Origin of the sequence: Sphingobium sp. 22B, assembly GCF_001580035.1 — a bacterium.
Taxonomy (GTDB): domain Bacteria; phylum Pseudomonadota; class Alphaproteobacteria; order Sphingomonadales; family Sphingomonadaceae; genus Sphingobium; species Sphingobium fuliginis.
Map to the genome: position 1 here is coordinate 1 of NZ_LTAB01000049.1, position 17,410 is coordinate 17,410.

Below are 17,410 nucleotides of genomic sequence, written 5' to 3' on the forward strand. Positions count from 1 at the left end.
GCTATGCGTGCCTGCAAAACCGACCAGAGCTTCTCTGCAATGATCTATCTCGCCGCAGCCATCATCAACTCACGATGAATCCCCACAAACCCTAGAGCATCGTGCGCAAAAGTGTGAACCGGCTTTGCGCTTGAAAGGATGCGACAACAAAAGCTTAGAGCGCGTGGCCTGCGCACGATTTAACGCAGGGCGCTCTAGCCCAATATCGCCCTCGAACAGGGAGCATGAAGGGTCTATGATCCACGCGCCTGTCAGACAGGGGAGGACATCATGCCGCAATTCGTGATTGAACGGGACATGCCCGGCGTCGGCCAATTATCGGGCGAGCAGCTCAAGGGCGCGTCGCAGGGCTCCTGCAATGTGCTGCGTCAGCTGGGCCCGGATATTCAATGGGTTCACAGCTATGTCACCGACGACAAGATCTATTGCGTCTATCGTGCGCCCAGCGAGGAATTGATCCGCCGGCATGCGGACATGGCGGGATTCCCGGCCAACAGCATCGCCCAGATACGCGCGACGATCGATCCGACGACAGCGGACTGAATTTGTTCGGGGCGACAGGGTGCGCTGCGAGGCACGCATGCTCAGGCAGCGGGCGATGGCAGAATTATCGCCAAGCTTCGAAGACCTATTGCCGCAGTCTTTCGATCGCCTGCGCCAGCGCGACATAGAGCTTGCCCATGTCCGATGAAAGGATCGCAACGCCCAGCGCATTGCCGTCGCGGGCCGACAGGATGATCCGCAGCATCGATTCGAAATCGTGGATATAGCGGTTCACATGCTCCTGAAATTCAGGATCATTGTCGTAATGCAGGGCGATTTCGCGGGATTCGCCCGCGTCCAGCAGCTTGACCGCGCGGCGGGTGAAGACGCCGCGATCGCCCTTCAGATAGGCTGACCAGGCCGAGTCGGTGATATCGTTGGAGAGTATCTTCGATACGTCGATCGCCGTGCTGTTGAGCGATTCGATGATCAGCGCCGACCGTCGGGCGAAATGGTCGCGGTCGCGGTCTTCGGCGGCGCGCTCCGCTTCCTCAATCCGCGCTTCCACGCTGGCGCTGGTGTCCGCGATGGTCAGGAGCTGGCGGGTCAGGCGGTCGGATGCCTGATGCGCGGCCTTCACCGCTTCCTCCGCCACCCTGGCGACCATTTCGATCTGGGCCGTGACCTTTTCGTCGATGGCGCGCTGCATCGCCTGCTCGCTGGCGTCGGCAAGCGCCTCCGCCGCTTCGGGAATGGCGCGGCTGAGCGCCTGGCGGGCGCGTTCGGCCGCCTGATCGGCGGTATCCTTGACGCGGAGCAGGGCGGTGACGAGCAGCGGTCCCGCGCCTTCGGTGATGCGCGTCGCGTCCTGATGCGCGTTGTCGAGCGCACTGCGCAGCTTCTCCACCAGTTCGCGATTGGCATCCACGCCGCTTTGCGTGCTTTCCAGCCATTCGGTCAGGCGGCGTCCCTGGCCGCGCAGCAATTCCTCGGCCTCCTGCGTGCGCCCGAGCAACGCCTCCGAAATGGCCTCCAGCCGTTCGATCTCCGGCGCGGCGCTGTCGAGCAGGGTGCGGCTGGTCTCGATCCGGCCGTTGAAGCGCTGGAGCGCGGCAGGAAAGGTTTCGTCGAGTTCGCGCACGCTGGAATCAAGCGCGACCATCAGCGTCTCCGCACTGCCGATCAGCTTTTCGGCGGTCAGGCCGCCAGCCCCCAGGGCGGCATCGATGCGCTGCGTTTCGGCGGTCAGGCGCGACAACGCTTCGGTCAACCGCTCATTGCGGGCGAGGGCTGACTGTTCCATCGCCGCAAAGCGCGACTGCGCGGAATCGACCGCATCGTCCAGGCTGCTTTGCAGGCCCGATACAAGCGTGCGCTGGCCTTCGACCAGATCGTTGATCTGGTGCAGGCGGTTTTCGATCTCGCCCACATGATCCGCTATACTGGTGACGGTCTCATCCCCGATGGCGGCGATGCTGTCGCGCGACCGGGCGATGAGCGCCTCCAGCGCCGCGCCATGGCGGGCGATGCCGTCGTCGGTCAGCCTGATGCCTTCATGGGTTTGCGCAATAGCCGCTTCCACCCGCCGGCGCAGTTCGGCCTCCACGGTTTCGGCGTCGCGCGCCAGGGTGGAGAGGGCGGATTGGCTGGTGGCAGCAATGCCGGCCTGCGCACCCTCGATCAGCGCCTTGAGCGACGCGGCCTGCGCGGTCAGATTGGCGTCGACCGCCGCCATGGTTTCCTGCGCGCGCCCATGGGTGGTTTCCAGACGGTGCAGCACGTCGATCTCGACGCGGTTCAACTCCTGCGTCAGCAGGGCGATGACCGACTGGGTGGTCTCTGCTATTTCCGACTTGGTGCGATCGGTAAGGCCGGTCAGCACGATCGACTTCTGCTCGATGTCGAGCCAGCTCTCCTCCATCGCCTTGCGCGCGCTCAGGGTCGTCGCCTCGATCCGGCCCGAAGCGACATCGGCCATGCCGGTCACTTCCTGCGTGGCCGAGCGCGTGGCTTCCTGAAGCTCGATAAGCTGGCTCGAAAGGCTCTTGGTTGCCGAAAGCGTGCGGCTGCGGGCATCGTCCGACAACTCGCCCAATGCATGCAGCCGAGCCTCCAACATGTCGATGCGTTCCGACAGGGCGTGGCCATTGTCGATGATCTGCGCGGACATGCGCGTCGCGCGATCCTCCAGCTCCGGGATGGAGGCGACCAGCGCTTCCATCCGCTGGACGAGCGCCAGCCCGGCGCGTTCGGCGGACTCGGCGCGTTCGGCGGTGCTGTTGGCGCGGCTTGCGATCAGTTCGGCCGACGCCTCCATATTGCTGCTGGCGGCGGCGCCATAGCTGTCGAGCAGTTCCGCCTGATCCTGCATGCTCTGGCGTGCGGTTTCCAACTGGCCGGCGATTCGGGCGACGCGCAGCTCCAGCAGTTCCGCCTCGGTCCTGAGCGCGCGGGCGGTGTCGAGATAGCGGCGGGCTTCGCTGCGGCTGTTCCGCAGCAGCAGCAGATAACAGACGCCGAGCAGGATGAGCGGGACCAGGATGGTCGCGACCAGCCCCGGCCACGCCGCGGGCCCGGCGCGCCATTGTCCGGAGGACAGCGTCGCCCAACCGGCAAAGCCGATCCAGCCAAGGCCGGCGGCGGGGAATGCCCATGTCGCGGCGCGCATCCCATGCTCGCCGCTTTCCGCAGGCACGCCCTCATCCTCCAGGTCAAGAACGGCCTGTTTCAAAAGCAAGGCGTCGTCTGCCTGCGCCGTATCATCGGTCGCTGCGTCCTTGTCCCGCCAGAATTCGACGATTGTGCTGCCCCCATTCATGCGTCCTATCCTAGCAGCTTTTGCGCGCACGAAAATGCCCTGTTACCAAAACTTAACGCAAGCCAGATAGCGTTGACCCCATGTCCTATGATCCAGGCGCCCTGAATGCCGCTCTTGCCGCCGCTGTCGGTGACGACAGACCGTTGATCGAGGATCTGCGCGTCGCCTTCATGGAAAGCGCGGAGCGGCAGGTCGATCTGCTGGGGCGGTCGCGATGCGATGCGAACTGGCAGCTTGCCGCCTGGCGGCTGAAGGGGCTGGCGGCCAGTTTCGGCCTCACCGGCCTGATGGCGATGGCCGATGAAGCGGCCGACGCGGCGCCGGGCGACCCACGCATATTGCGGCGCTTGCGTGCCGCGCTTGACGATCTTGCGCAGCGTTGAGGCGTGAGGCTGCTTGCGTGATTGCCTCCGCCTTGTAACAAGGTGGGCTGAACAACGATCGGGTCGGTTTCAACACGCATGACTTTTGCGGCTATTCTCAGCGCGAGCCGGGCCGGTGGCGATTCGGCCGGGTCGCTGCGCGCCAGCCTGCATTTCGCCGGGCAGACGCTGGTCGAATATCAGGCGCGGCAGGCGGTGCGCGCGGGCGCCGACCGGGTGATGATCCTGGTCAGCGTCATCACGCCCGCCCTGTCGCAGGCCGTCGACCGGCTGTCGGCGGACGGCATCGCCGTCGCGCTGGTCCGCGACATGGTTTCGATGGTGCGCGATGCGCCCCGCGACGCGGACACGCTGCTCGTCGCGGACGGGGCGATCATCGGACAGGGTTATTTCGAGGCGATGGCCGCTCAGCAGGGCGATGCGCTGCTGGTGGCGGACGACAGCCGGGCCAGCGCGCCGTTCGAACGGATCGATGCCGGACAGCGCTGGGCCGGCCTGGTCCGGGTCAGTCCGGACCTGCTGTTCAACACGCTCGACATGATCGGGGACTGGGATCTGGCGTTGACCCTCGTGCGGGGCGCTGTTCAGGCCGGCGCGCGCCGGATCACCGTGCCGCAGGACGACCTGATGGAAGGGCGCGTCGCGCTGGTGGAGACGCAGGAGCAGGCGGACCTGGCCGCTCAGGCGGTGCTTTCCGGCGGGCCGCGGCTTCGGCGCGTCAGGGGCGCGGCCGAACAATATCTGCTGGGCCCGGCCGCCCGGTTGATCAGCCCGGCGCTGATGCGCATGCAGGTTCCGGCGCTGCAGGTGCGGATCGCCGCCATGGCGCTGGGTGCGATTGCGCTGGTGCCGATCGAACTGCTGTGGACAGGGACGGGCTTCTGCCTGCTGCTGCTGTCGCTGTTGCTGGCGGAAACCGCGGATCGGCTGGACGAGATGGCGCTGCGGCCGTTGCCCATGGGCTGGATGGCCTTTATCGCGCCGGCCTTCGCGCTTGGCGGGATCGCGCTCGCGGGCGGAGGAACGACGGCGGCCTATCTGGCGCTGATGCTGGCGATCATCCAGATGGCGGATCGCTGGCAGAAAACCGGGCCGTTGCGGCCGTGGATGATCTTCACGCCCGCCAGCGCGCTCATTCCCCTGCTGCTGGCGTCGCTGGCCGGGGCGCTGGGGCCGATGTTCGACCTGACGACGCTGTGCGCCATCGGGTCGCTTGGAACGATGATCCTGCTCCGCCGGAATTGAGCGATTTTGCTCGTTACGGTTTAGTGCATTTTAACGACGTGCCATTATGCTGGCCGGCATGAGCGCCTTTTCGTCCCTGATCGGACCGACCCGGGCGGACTGCTGGCCGATGGCGCAAGTCATGGCGGGCATGTCCGCCGTGCCTGTCGGCCATGCCATTGATCTGGCGTTTTTCTTTCCTGACGACGGGCGGGAGCGGCACGACGCTCTGGTGGCGGAGACCCGGCGGCATCTTGGCGGATGCCTGACCGCAATGGAGATCGGATTGCGTCTGGCGCTGGAGGATAGGCCGGAAATCGCGGCGGCGTTGGCGCAATGGCCGCAACCCGTTTGCTGGCCGACGCTGCGCGCGCAGCCGACCCTGTTGGGGCCGGCGCTGCTCGCCCATATGCAGATGCGGGGCGGGATCAGCCTGATGCTGCGCCAGTTCGGCGGGCCCGATGGCGGTTCGGGCAGCGAATCGGAGGCGGAGTCGCTCTTCCCCGCCGACGATCCCGCCTTGGGCGAAGCGCTTGCCGCGCTGATGCTGGCGGAAGGGCGCTGGCTGATGACCGCGGCGGAGGATCAGCCGATGCAGCCCGATCTGCCGGCCGGCTTCTTTGCGGAACTGCTGTGGACGGCGGCCGCCTGCCTGGCAGCGATCGTCCAGCGGAGCGGCCTGATCGAAGCGGAAGCGGTGGTGCCGCTGGTCGAAGCCGCGGCGCAACGCCAACTGATCCGGCATGACGAGGCGCAGGGGCCCATCGCGGCGGCGGACAGGCTGGTCCGTCAATTGGGCGAGCGCGCCGATGCGCCCGAACTGATGGCCGCCGCGTTGCAGCACAGGCATTTCCTGCTGTTCGCCGCGCTCGCCGGGCGCCGGTTGCGGATGGAGAGCGCGCAGGTCGCGGACATCCTGGTCATGGGTCCGGTGGGGCAGGTTGCCGCTCTATGCCGGGCGCTCGGGGGATCGGACAGCGACTACCGGCAATTATTGCTGGCATTGCGGCCGGTGCGGCCTTCCTTGTCCGATGCGACCATCGTCGGGGAAGCCATGCGCTATCAGGAATTGAGCGTAACGCAGGCCGACGCGACGGTGGGCGCCCTGCGCGCGCCTGCGGCGCTGCGGGCCAAGCTGGATCATCTGCGGCGGATCGCCGGTTGATGAACATGCCCGCGCATCCCGCCATCATCCGGGCGACGGTTGCTGCGGATGGCCGGCTGCTGAGTGCGGATGCACCCGTGCTCGCCCTTCAACAGGAGGCGGGCGGCGATCTCGGCAGCGCGCTGGCGGTCCCGCAATTGGCGGCGATGGCGCGGCTGGCGGCGCATCTGGGCATTGCCCTGTCCCGCCCGGTCGTGGCCGCGGCGGAGCGTGGTGACATCGACATGTGGGTGCGCGCCAAGCCCGAGGCCGAACGGGTGCAGCTTTCCATCATCGACTGGCATGAGCGGCAGGCGGTCGCGGCGCCGCTGGATCTGGCGCGGCGAGAGACCGACATCGCTGCCCTGTCCGACGGCTGGACGTGGCAGATCGACACCCAGTTGCGCTTCCAGATGGTGCATGAGGGGTTGGGCGGCGAGGGCGCATTGCCATCCGCCCCGCCTTTGCCGGGCAGCCGCTTCACGAGCTATTTCGAATTGCGCCCGGATGCCGAAGGCGACCTGGCGATCCTGCGCGGCTTCGCGCAGCGGCGCGCCTTTCGCGATCAGGTGGCGGGATTGACGAGCGATCCGGCGCAGCGCTTCATGCTGTCGGGCTTTCCGATGTTCGATCTCGCGGGTCAGTTGGTGGGTTATCGCGGCAAGGCTTTGCCCGTCGACCGCGCGGTGACGGCGCCGCTCGCCACGCCGGAACCGCTGCCATTCTATCCCGCCGAGTTCGGGAAGAGGCTGGACCGATCTTTGCGACGGCCTTTGGGACGGATCATCGCCAATGCGGATTCGATCGGCGCGCAACTGGAGGGGCCGTTGCGGCCGGACTATCTGGGCTATGCCAGCGACATTTCGGCGGCGGGGCGTCATCTGATGGCGCTGATCGACGATCTGGCGGACCTGCAGGCGATCGACCGGCCGGATTTCAGCGTGACCGCGGAAGAGATCGATCTGGCCGATGTCGGGCGGCGGGCCGCCGGGCTGTTCCTCGTAAAGGCGCAGGATCGGGGGATCAGCATCCTCGCCCCTGCGCTGACGGTCGCGGAGCCGGCCATCGGTGAATTTCGCCGCGCCTTGCAGATCCTGATGAACCTTGTAGGCAACGCCGTGCGCTATGCGCCCGAAGGGTCTGCCGTTCGGATAGAGACAGGGCGGTCCGACGGCGAGGCCTGGATCGCGGTGCTGGACCAGGGCGATGGCATAGCCGCCGACAGCAGGGAACGCATCTTCGACAAGTTCGAGCGACTGGGCCGCAGCGACGCGGGCGGCAGCGGCCTTGGGCTCTACATTTCGCGGCGTCTGGCGCGCGCCATGGGCGGCGACATCCGTATCGACGACGCGCCCGAAGGCGGGGCGCGGTTCTCGCTGCTGCTTCCGGCTTTGGGCGTATAGCGGACATCGATTTCGGTCTGGGTAAACGGTGCACCTGCCAAGGACGAGCACGGATCAGACGGGGCAATGATCCCTTGAAGCGGGGACCGGGTTCCCGCCTGTGCGGGATCATGGGGCGCTCCCTGTCAGCAACCGGCCAACTCCCCGCCAAAATAAAAGCGGCGCCCAAACGGACGCCGCTTCCCTGCCTTATTGCCGGTGCAGCCTAGCGCTTGTCGACGGGGACATAATCGCGTTGCGCCGGGCCGGTGTAGAGCTGGCGCGGACGGCCGATCTTCTGCGCAGGGTCGGAGATCATTTCGTTCCACTGCGCGACCCAGCCGACGGTGCGGGCAAGGGCGAAGAGCACGGTGAACATCTCGGTCGGGAAACCGATGGCCGAGAGGATCACGCCCGAATAGAAGTCGACATTCGGATAGAGCTTCTTTTCGATGAAATAAGGATCGTGAAGCGCGATCTGCTCCAGTTCCTTCGCCACGTCGAAGATCGGATCGTCGACGCCCAGCTTCGCCAGGACGTCCTTCGCGGTCTTCTGCATCACGGTCGCGCGCGGATCGTAATTTTTGTAGACGCGATGGCCGAAGCCCATCAGGCGGAACGGATCGTCCTTGTTCTTGGCGCGGGCGATATATTCCGGAATGCGGTCGACGGTGCCGATTTCGCGCAGCATGTTGAGCGCGGCTTCGTTGGCGCCGCCATGCGCCGGACCCCAGAGGCAGGCGATGCCCGCCGCGATGCACGCGAAGGGGTTGGCGCCGGACGAGCCGGCCAGACGCACGGTCGATGTGGACGCGTTCTGTTCATGGTCGGCGTGCAACGTGAAGATCTTGTCCATCGCGTCGACGACGACCGGATCGATGACATATTCCTCCGCCGGGACCGAGAAGGTCATGTTCAGGAAGTTGGCGGTGTAGCTGAGGTCGTTGCGCGGATAGACGAAGGGCTGGCCCACCGAATATTTATACGCCATCGCCGCGATCGTCGGCATCTTGGCGATCAGGCGGTGGCTGGCGATCTTGCGCTGTTCCGGATCGTTGATGTCGGTGGAGTCGTGATAGAAGGCCGAGAGCGCGCCGACCACGCCGCACATGATCGCCATCGGGTGGGCATCGCGGCGGAAACCGCGGTAGAAGGTGGTGAGCTGCTCATGCACCATGGTGTGGCGCGTGATGGTGCGCGTGAAATCCTCCAGTTCCTTCTTCGAGGGCAGTTCGCCGTTGAGGAGGAGGTAGGACACTTCCATGAAGCTCGACTGTTCGGCAAGCTGGTCGATCGGATAGCCGCGATGCAGCAGCACACCGGCGTCGCCGTCGATATAGGTCAGGCCCGAATCGCAGCTCGCGGTCGAGGTGAAGCCGGGGTCGTAGGTAAACATGCCGGTGTTGGCGTAGAGCTTGCGAACGTCGATGACCTGCGGTCCGACCGTGCCGTTCAGAATGGCATAGTCTTTCGCGTTGCCGTCGACGCTCAAAGTGGCATTGTTATCCGACATGGTATTCTCCTGATACTTCAATTGGCCGATGCGTGCCTCACAGCGGCCAATCGTTCCAAGCTCTCCGTCTTCCCCAGAAGGAAAAGGACGTCGAAAATTCCCGGCGAAACCGTGCGACCGGTCAGCGCCGCGCGCAAAGGCTGCGCGACCTTTCCAAGCCCGAGGCCGGCATCCTCTGCCACGCGGCGAATGGCTTCTTCGATCGCTTCGACCGTCCAGGACTGGACAGGTGCAAGAGCGTCGGCTGTCTGTCCCAGCAGCGCGCGTGCGGAATCGTCTAGCAGAGCAAGCGCCTTCTCGTCAAAATCGAGCGGGCAATTTTTGAACAAGAATTCGGCGCCCTCCGCAATTTCGTTAAGCGTCCTGGCGCGCGGCTTGAGCGACGGCATGGCCTCGGCAAGCCGTTTCTCGCCATCCTCCGGCAGATCGATGTTCAACCTTGCCGCAACCCTTGGCGCGACCAGCGCGGCAAGGCGTGCGTCATCCGCCTCGCGCAGATAATGGCCGTTCAGATTCTCCAGCTTCTTGATGTCGAAGCGAGAGGGCGAGCGGCCGACACCTGAAATATCAAAGAGTTCCACCGCACGCTCGCGGGAAATGATCTCCTCGTCGCCATGGCCCCAGCCGAGTCGCAGCAGATAGTTGAACACCGCTTCGGGCAGCATGCCCAACTCGTCGCGATAGGCATCGACGCCAAGCGCGCCGTGCCGCTTGGACAGCTTCGCGCCGTCGGCCCCATGGATCAGCGGGATATGGGCGTAGATGGGCTCTTCCCAATTCATCGCCTTTATGATGCCTAGCTGGCGGAACGCATTGTTGAGATGGTCGTCGCCGCGAATGACATGGGTGACGCCCATGTCATGGTCGTCGACCACCACCGCCAGCATATAGGTGGGCGTGCCGTCCGAACGCAGCAGGATCATGTCGTCCAGCTCCGCATTCTGGACGACGACGCGGCCCTGCACGGCGTCCTCGATCGCAGTCTCGCCTTCGCGCGGCGCTTTCAGGCGGATGACGAAAGGCGCGCCTTCCGGGGCTTCGGAAGGATCGCGGTCCCGCCACCGTCCGTCATAGCGCATCGGCTGCTTGGCGGCGCGCTGCCGCTCGCGCAGTTCCGCCAGTTCCTCGGGTGTCGCGTAGCAGCGATAGGCATGGCCGGAGGCGAGCATCTGGTTCGCCACTTCGGCATGGCGGGGCGTGCGCTCGAACTGGAAAACCGCCGGTTCGTCGCCGCCCAGCCCCAGCCATTCCAGCCCGTCGAAGATCGCGGCGACCGCTTCCTCGGTGGAGCGGGCCCGGTCGGTGTCCTCGATCCGCAGCAGGAACTTGCCGCCGTGATGACGCGCGAACAGCCAGTTGAATAGCGCGGTGCGCGCGCCGCCGATGTGAAGAAAACCGGTAGGCGACGGCGCAAAACGGGTTACTACCTGCTTGTTCGAACCTGTAGCACTCACCGTTTCATTCCCTGCCATTCGCCCGGATACCACCCGACCCATCCATGATCGCGACGCCCCCTAGCATGGCTTTCGAGCCACGACAAACCTCCGTTGTCAGTTCGGCCCGGGTGAAAGCGGCGCGGATTTGGCGCGGCGTGGAGCTGTGGCTGGAGGAGGAGCGCGAACGGTTGCCGCTATGGGTTCCGGTCGCCCTGGCTGCGGGAATCGCGGCCTGGTTCCTTCTGCCTAATCGGCTGGAATGGCTGGCCTTTTGCTGCGTGACGCTTGCGGTTGCCTGCGCCGCGCTGCTTTTGCCGCCCGGTGGCCGGGTGCGTCAGGCGATCGTCGTCGGTGGCATTCTTGCCTGTGCGGGGTGCCTGCTGGTCTGGGGGAAAGCGATGATCGTCGGATCGCCGCCCCTCGACCGCCCGGCCTTCATCTCGCTGAAGGGGGAGGTCCGGTCGGTCGAAAGGCTGCCCGCGCAGCACATGAGTCGCGTGCTGGTCCGGCCTGTCGGCGTGCCTGCCCTGCCGCCCCTGGTGCGCGTCAATCTTGACGATGCGTCGATGCCGCCGGGGGTCGGAGAGGGAGCCATCATAGCCTTCCGCACAAGGCTGATGCCGCCTGCGCCGCCCAGCCTGCCGGGCGGCTATGATTTTGCGCGCCGCGCCTATTTCGAGGGCGTCGGCGCGACCGGGCGTGTGCTGCCGCCGGTTACGGTCCTGCGGCCGGCCACGGCCGGCCCCCGGTTGAGGGCGCGTCTGTTCGAGCATATCCTGGAGCGCGTTCCGGGACAGGGCGCCGGCATCGCCGCTGCCCTGGCCACCGGCGATCAGGGCGCGATCGCGCAGGCAGATGCGGAGGCGATGCGGCGGAGCGGCCTTGCGCATCTGCTGTCGATCAGCGGTCTGCATGTCACGGCCCTGATCGCTGCGGTGATCTTCCTGCTGATGCGGCTGATGGCGCTCAGCCGCCGGGCGGCTCTCGACTGGCCGCTGATGCTGCTGGCCGCGGGCGGCGGCGCTCTGGCGGGCATCGGCTATACGCTTCTGACCGGCGCAGAGGTGCCGACCGTGCGATCCTGCGTCGCTGCCCTGCTTGTGCTGGGCGGACTGGCGATGGGACGGGACGCAATCACGCTCAGGCTCGTGGCGGCGGGGGCGCTGGTGGTGCTGATCCTCTGGCCAGAAGTACTGGTGGGGCCGAGCTTCCAGATGAGCTTCGCGGCCGTGATAGCCCTGGTGTCGCTGGGCGAGCATCCCGCCTTCCGCGCCTTTCTCGCGCCGCGTGACGAAGGGGTGGGGCGCCGGATCGGACGCAATCTTGCGGGCATGCTGGCGACCGGCCTGGTCGTGGAGCTGGTGCTGGCGCCGATCGCGCTGTTCCATTTCCACAAGGCGGGCATGTTGGGGTCGATCGCCAATCTGGTGGCCATACCGCTTACGACCCTGGTGGTCATGCCGCTGGAGGCGACGGCCTTGCTGCTGGACCTAGGCGGGTGGGGTGCGCCCTTCTGGTGGCTTGCCGCGCGATCGATCGACCTGCTGTTGCTGATTGCCCATGGCGTGGCGTCCAGCCCTTGGGCGGTGGTTCTGGCGCCCGCCCAGTCGGGCGTGGTGTTCGGCCTGATGCTGCTGGGCATGCTGTGGTGCCTGCTATGGCGAAGCCGGTGGCGCTGGGCGGGTCTGATGCCCGTGACCACCGGCGTCATGATGGTGCTGACCAGCCCGATGCCCGACATATTGATAAGCGGGGACGGCCGGCATGTCGCGGTGCGCACTGCCGATGGCGGCATGGCGATGCTGCGGGCTCGCGCCGGCGGCTATGCGCGCGACGTCATGGCGGAAAGCGCGGGTTATGATGGTATCTTGCAGGCATTGACGACGCTGCCCCAGGCTCGCTGTTCTCCCGATCTATGCGCCGTTCGCCTGAAGGGAGGGGGCCGGAACTGGAACCTGTTGCTGACGCGAAGCAGCGTGAGGATCGATAATGCGATACTGGCGCGGGATTGCGCCTATTCAGACATCGTCGTCAGCGACCGCCGCCTGCCGGGCGCCTGTCGCCCACGCTGGCTGAAGGTGGATCGACGCTTCCTCGCCAGGACGGGTGGCCTGACCATCGATCTGGACCATGGCACCATGCGCAGCGCGAAGGCGTGGCATGACGAGCACCCCTGGGTCGCGCGGCCTTCCAGCCGGCCGCGCGAATACAGGAAGCATCAGTTATAGCGGCGCAGCAACCCTGCCAGCTTGCCCTGGATGCGAACCTGCCGAGGGTCGTAGATTTGCGGTTCATAGGCGCTGTTGGCGGGATCGAGCCTGACCTTCGGGCCCTCACGCCGGAAATATTTCAGCGTCGCTTCATTTTCGTCGATCAGGGCGACCACGATCTGCCCCTCGCGCGCGACGTCGGTGCGCTGGATAAGCGCGAAATCGCCGTCCAGAATGCCCGCTTCGACCATTGAATCCCCCGCCACTTCCAGCGCATAATGATCCCCGGTGCCCAGCAGCGCGGCGGGAACGGAAAGCATGTTCTGCCCCTCCAGCGCCTCGATCGGCACGCCCGCCGCGATCCGGCCGTGCAGCGGAATCTCCAATATGTCGTTGGCGGCGACCGGGGGCCTGCTGGCCGCTGGACCGGGCGTCAGCGGCGGCTTGGCAGGCACGACGACCTTGGGAGCGCGATGCATGGCATCGGGCAGTTTGAGCACTTCCAGTGCGCGGGCGCGATTGGGCAGGCGGCGGATGAAGCCGCGTTCCTCCAACGCATTGATCAGGCGGTGGATGCCGGATTTGGACCGCAGGTCCAGCGCTTCCTTCATCTCCTCGAAAGAGGGGGATACGCCTCCCTCCTCCAGCCGGGTCTGAATGAAGCTCAGCAATTCCTGTTGCTTGGGTGTCAACATCTCGCCTTGCCCTCCTTGGAACGGATGGAGAACGCATAGGAAACGGAACGGGGCAAGTCAAGCGCCTAACCGTTGGGCGCTTTTGCTGGAACGCGGAAGGCCGCAGGCCGTTTAACGCCTGCCTTCCACGAAGAAGGTGAATAGGAGAGAAAGATGGCCAACCAGAACAACCAGGGCGGCGGTCAACGTCGCGACCAGCAGGGCGGCGACCGCTCCAGCCAGGGTGGACGCCAGCAGCAGCAGGAAGACCGGCAGGGCCAGATGGGCGATGAACGCCGTCAGGACAAGTCGCCCGGCAAGCAGCAGCGCTGAAGGAACGGCGGCGGTCCAGCATGGCTGACATCGCCGCCATCCGTCAGGACTGCATTGGAAGGGGTCGCGCGGCGGCCCCTTTCCTTATGCGAGGGGAAGAACCGTGACGGGATCGCCGGCGGCGGCCGGAGCAGAGCCGGCAGGTCGCAGGATGAGGCAGTCGGCCATCGCCATGGCCGCGGTGGCGGCGCTGTCCTGCGATGTCACGGAAACGATGCCCGCTTCCGTGCGGAAGGCGCGAAGGTAATCGTCGCGTTCCCCCGTGGCGGGCAGCGGCGCGGCGAGCGTCGCCGGCGCGGTGCGGGGCAGGGGCGATGCCGCGCCCATCATGTTGCGGACCAGCGGCAACAGGAACAGCGTCGCCGTCACGAAGGCTGATACCGGATTGCCCGGCAGGCCCAGGAAGACGGCGGAACCCAATGTCCCCGCCATCAACGGCTTGCCCGGACGCATGCGGATTTTCCAGAAATCGAGCGAGCCCCCGGCCTGGACGAAAGCCGGGCGGACGATGTCGTGATCGCCCACCGATGCGCCGCCGGTCGAAACGATGATGTCCGCCTGGCTGGCGTGGGCAAAGGCCTGGATCATGCCGGGGAGATCGTCCGGCACGATCCCCATATCGATGACATCGCAGGAAAGGCCGGCGAGCAGGGCGGCCAGCATGGGAGCGTTGGAGGAGGGAAGCTGGCCGGGCTGCGTCGGCGCACCGGGGGGCACGAGTTCGTTGCCTGTCGAGAGCAGGGCGACCCGGGCCCGCCGCGATACGGGCAGCGTCCCATGCCCGCCCAGCACGGCGAGCGCGATCTGCGCCGCCCCCAATGCGCTGCCGGCCTTCAGCAAAAGGCCGTCCTTGCGGAAGTCGGAACCGGCCGGACGCACATGGCGGCCCTTCGTCAGCGCCTCCTCCAGCCCGCGCAGCATGTCTCCCTCGCGCGCGGCGTTTTCCTGAATCAGGATGCTGTCGGCGCCCTGCGGCAAGGGCGCGCCGGTGAAGATGCGGCAGGCCTGGCCGGGCTCGAGGGGCGGAGGCGGCGGGCCGCCCGCCGCGCTTTCGGCGGCGACCTGCCATGGCCCGGGCCATTCGGCGGCGCGCACGGCATAGCCGTCCATGGCGGAAAGATCGGCCCAGGGCTGATCACGCAGCGCAACGACATCTTCTTTCAGCCATCGTCCGGCGCAGGCGGGAATGGGCATATGCTCCATCGGCAGCGGCCTTGCCAGCGCCATCAGGCGGCTTTGCGCCTCCGCGACCGGAAGCAGGCTCATGACGCCGGCCCGTCCCCAGCCGTCCAGTCGCCGGACTTGCCGCCGCTCTTGGCCAGCAGGCGCACGTCGCTGATGATCATGCCCTTGTCCAGCGCCTTGGCCATGTCATAGACCGTCAGCAACGCGACCGACGCGGCGGTCAGCGCCTCCATTTCCACGCCGGTCTGACCGGCGGTCTTCGCGGTCGCCGTCACGGTCACGCCGCTGCCGTCGAGATCGAGGTCGATGCTGACCGAACTGAGCGGAATCGGGTGGCAGAGCGGGATGAGGTCGGCGGTCCGCTTGGCCGCCATGATGCCCGCCACGCGGGCCACGGCCAGAACATCGCCCTTCTTCACCAATCCCTGCTCGATCGCTGCTGCTGCATCGGGACTCATGCTGATGCGGCCGCTCGCGACAGCCTTGCGCGCGGTCGTCGCCTTGGCGGAAACATCGACCATATGGGCCGACCCCTCCTCGTCCAGATGGGTGAGCTTGCTCATCGCCCCGTCAGCAGCCTGCGCGTGGCGGTTTCGACATCCGCCTGCCTCATCAGGGTTTCCCCCACCAGAAAGCAGCGCACGCCATGGTCCGACATGGCGATCAGGTCGTCATGGCTGCCGATGCCGCTTTCCGCAACGAAGGTGCATCCTTCCGGGGCCTGTCCGACCAGTTCGTAGGTGCGGGCGAAATCGACCGTGAAGTCGCGCAGGTCGCGATTATTGACGCCGATCAGGCGCGAGCGGAGCTTCATCGCGCGTTCCAGTTCCTGCGCATCATGCACTTCAACCAGCGCATCCATGCCCAGGCCAAGGGCGGCGTCCTCTATCTCCGCCATCTGATTGTCGTCCAGCGCGGCGACGATGATCAGGATCGCGTCGGCGCCGAGCGACCGGCTTTCCAGCACCTGCCAGGGATCGACCATGAAATCCTTGCGCAGCACCGGCAGGGCGCAGGCCGATCGGGCCGCGACCAGATAATCGTCATGCCCCTGGAAATAGGGTTCGTCGGTCAGCACCGACAGGCAGGTCGCGCCACCCGCCGCATAGGCGCGGGCATGGGCGGGCGGATCGAAATCGGGGCGGATCAGGCCCTTGGACGGGCTGGCCTTCTTGATCTCCGCGATCAGGCCGAAGCCGGAGCGGGCGGCACCGTCCAGCGCCTTGCGGAAGCCACGTGGCGGCGTCTGTTCGGCGGCGCGGGCCTGAAGCGAGGAGATCGGCGTGGCGGCCTTGCGCCGGGCGACTTCCTCCCGCTTTACATCGCAGATTTCGATCAGCTTGTTCGTCATTTATAGGCTATCCAGCAATTGAGCAGCGCGTTGGCAAGGCCGCGGTCGATGGTTTCGGCGGCTTCCTCCACGCCTTCGCGGAAATCGGACACGGCGTCGGCTACGACAAGGGCGGCGGCGGCGTTCAGCAGCACCGCGTCACGATAAGGCCCCGCTTCGCCTTGCAACAGGGCGCGCAGGGCGGCGGCGTTATAGGCGGGGTCGCCCCCCCTGATCGCCTCGACCGGATGGGTGGACAGGCCGAGTTCGGCGGCGGTCAGGCGGCGCGTCGCAACCAGCCTGCTGCCTTTCACCTCCGCCAGAGCATTGCCGCCGGCCAGCGACAGTTCGTCAAGCCCTTCGTCGCCGGAAACGATCATCGCATGATCGACGCCCAGTTCCGCAAGCGCCTCCGCATAGACGGGGACATAGTCCGGACGCGCTATGCCGACCAGTTGACGGCGCACCCCGGCCGGATTGGCGAGCGGCCCCATCAGGTTGAAGATGGTGCGTTCCCCGATCGCCCTGCGGATGGGGCCAAGCCGTTTGAGCGCGGGATGATAATTCTGCGCAAAAAGGAAACAGATGCCAAGATCGGCCAGCGTCGCTTCGGCTGTCGTGGCGGCGCGATCCAAGTCCAGACCGAGCGCTTCCAGCGTATCGGCTGCGCCCGCCTTGGAGGAAGCGGCGCGGTTGCCATGCTTGGCCACGGGCACGCCCGCCGCCGCGACCACCAGCGAAACGGCGGTCGAAACGTTGAGGGTATGATGGCCATCGCCGCCCGTGCCGCAGACATCGATCGTGCCCGCCGGCGCCGTGACTGGGATCATCCGGTTACGCATGGCGCGGGCCGCGGCGGCGATTTCCGTTGCCGTCTCGCCACGCCGGGCCATGGCGACGAGAAAGCCGGCGATCTCCTCTTCCGGCAGGTTGGCGTCGAACAGCAGGTCGAAAGCCTTTGCGGCCTGTTGCGCGTCGAGTGGGGTGGCGGGATCGGGCAGGCGGGTCATCGACGCTGCCTTAATCATGGGAAGGCGCCGGAGTCGAGATGGGGAAGCGCGAAAGTCGTTATGCCAGCGCAATATGGTGCGCTAGGCGATGCGTTCGCAGGCGGCGAGATTTGCGGGTTTGCCGCCGCGGTCCCGCCTTCGCGTGATTTGCCGGACTGGCTGATTTGGGTGGATTGCGGACATTCCCCCTCCCGCAGGCGGGAGGGGGAATGTCCGCAATCCACCCAAATCAGCCAGTCCGGCAAATCACGCGAAGGCGGGACCGCGGCGGCAAACCCGCAAATC

General features: G+C 66.3%; 15 protein-coding genes. 7 read left to right on the top strand and 8 right to left on the bottom strand.

Going from position 1 to position 17,410, the window contains the following annotated elements; genetic code table 11:
* Positions 1-270 precede the first annotated feature (270 nt).
* Positions 271-543, top strand: coding sequence for a DUF4242 domain-containing protein (locus A0J57_RS23955; protein WP_025549276.1), 273 nt, complete (start codon positions 271-273; stop codon positions 541-543).
* 85 nt (positions 544-628) lie between these two features.
* Here A0J57_RS23955 and A0J57_RS23960 read toward each other — a convergent pair whose 3' ends face one another.
* Positions 629-3,301, bottom strand: a complete 2,673-nt coding sequence (locus A0J57_RS23960) for a hypothetical protein (RefSeq protein WP_061940607.1) — start codon at positions 3,299-3,301, stop codon at positions 629-631.
* Positions 3,302-3,381: 80 nt separating this feature from the next.
* On the opposite strand from A0J57_RS23960, the gene A0J57_RS23965 reads away from it, so the two are divergent.
* The 4 genes from A0J57_RS23965 (at position 3,382) to A0J57_RS23980 (ending at position 7,455) form a co-directional block, all read left to right on the top strand.
* Positions 3,382-3,684 carry a hypothetical protein gene (locus tag A0J57_RS23965; RefSeq protein ID WP_025549274.1) on the top strand — a complete coding sequence of 101 codons (303 nt, stop codon included), beginning with the start codon at positions 3,382-3,384 and terminating at the stop codon, positions 3,682-3,684.
* Positions 3,685-3,762: 78 nt separating this feature from the next.
* Positions 3,763-4,929: a hypothetical protein gene (locus A0J57_RS23970; RefSeq protein ID WP_044661818.1), complete on the top strand. Its 1,167-nt coding sequence runs from the start codon at positions 3,763-3,765 to the stop codon at positions 4,927-4,929.
* 46 nt (positions 4,930-4,975) lie between these two features.
* Positions 4,976-6,073, top strand: a complete 1,098-nt coding sequence (locus A0J57_RS23975) for a DUF2336 domain-containing protein (RefSeq protein ID WP_082165991.1) — start codon at positions 4,976-4,978, stop codon at positions 6,071-6,073.
* A complete protein-coding gene (locus tag A0J57_RS23980; protein WP_061940610.1) occupies positions 6,073-7,455 on the top strand; it encodes a sensor histidine kinase KdpD in 1,383 nt (460 codons plus the stop codon). The genes A0J57_RS23975 and A0J57_RS23980 overlap by 1 nt, the downstream gene beginning before the upstream one ends.
* Positions 7,456-7,660: 205 nt before the next feature.
* Here the strand turns inward: A0J57_RS23980 and A0J57_RS23985 are convergent, their stop codons facing one another.
* Both A0J57_RS23985 and gltX read right to left on the bottom strand, forming a co-directional pair.
* A complete protein-coding gene (locus A0J57_RS23985) occupies positions 7,661-8,947 on the bottom strand; it encodes a citrate synthase (RefSeq protein ID WP_025549270.1) in 1,287 nt (428 codons plus the stop codon).
* A 17-nt stretch (positions 8,948-8,964) separates the two neighbouring features.
* The gene (gene gltX, locus A0J57_RS23990) at positions 8,965-10,419 is read right to left on the bottom strand and encodes a glutamate--tRNA ligase (RefSeq protein ID WP_044661820.1); all 1,455 of its coding nucleotides are present in this window, start codon (positions 10,417-10,419) and stop codon (positions 8,965-8,967) included.
* 47 nt (positions 10,420-10,466) lie between these two features.
* On the opposite strand from gltX, the gene A0J57_RS23995 reads away from it, so the two are divergent.
* Positions 10,467-12,611 (top strand): ComEC/Rec2 family competence protein, encoded by a 2,145-nt coding sequence (locus tag A0J57_RS23995; RefSeq protein WP_061940613.1) that lies wholly within the window; start codon positions 10,467-10,469, stop codon positions 12,609-12,611.
* Here the strand turns inward: A0J57_RS23995 and lexA are convergent.
* A complete protein-coding gene (gene lexA / locus A0J57_RS24000; RefSeq protein WP_025549267.1) occupies positions 12,602-13,288 on the bottom strand; it encodes a transcriptional repressor LexA in 687 nt (228 codons plus the stop codon). The two genes, A0J57_RS23995 and lexA, sit on opposite strands and share 10 nt — an antisense overlap.
* Positions 13,289-13,441: 153 nt before the next feature.
* Between lexA and A0J57_RS26735 the strand changes: the two genes are divergently transcribed.
* The gene (locus A0J57_RS26735; RefSeq protein WP_165363390.1) at positions 13,442-13,600 is read left to right on the top strand and encodes a hypothetical protein; all 159 of its coding nucleotides are present in this window, start codon (positions 13,442-13,444) and stop codon (positions 13,598-13,600) included.
* Between the two features lie 84 nt (positions 13,601-13,684).
* On the opposite strand, the gene glp is transcribed toward A0J57_RS26735, so the two are convergent.
* Genes glp through trpD form a run of 4 tightly spaced genes read right to left on the bottom strand, consistent with a single transcriptional unit; the run spans position 13,685 to position 17,125 of the window.
* Positions 13,685-14,866 carry a gephyrin-like molybdotransferase Glp gene (gene glp, locus A0J57_RS24005; protein ID WP_061940616.1) on the bottom strand — a complete coding sequence of 394 codons (1,182 nt, stop codon included), beginning with the start codon at positions 14,864-14,866 and terminating at the stop codon, positions 13,685-13,687.
* Positions 14,863-15,348 carry a cyclic pyranopterin monophosphate synthase MoaC gene (gene moaC, locus A0J57_RS24010; protein WP_025549266.1) on the bottom strand — a complete coding sequence of 162 codons (486 nt, stop codon included), beginning with the start codon at positions 15,346-15,348 and terminating at the stop codon, positions 14,863-14,865. The genes glp and moaC overlap by 4 nt, the downstream gene beginning before the upstream one ends.
* Complete coding sequence (trpC, locus tag A0J57_RS24015) at positions 15,345-16,136, bottom strand: indole-3-glycerol phosphate synthase TrpC (RefSeq protein ID WP_061940619.1); 792 nt, start codon at positions 16,134-16,136, stop codon at positions 15,345-15,347. The genes moaC and trpC overlap by 4 nt, the downstream gene beginning before the upstream one ends.
* A complete protein-coding gene (trpD, locus tag A0J57_RS24020) occupies positions 16,133-17,125 on the bottom strand; it encodes an anthranilate phosphoribosyltransferase (RefSeq protein ID WP_061940622.1) in 993 nt (330 codons plus the stop codon). Before trpD ends, trpC begins: the two co-directional genes overlap by 4 nt.
* Between the last annotated feature and the right edge of the window lie 285 nt (positions 17,126-17,410).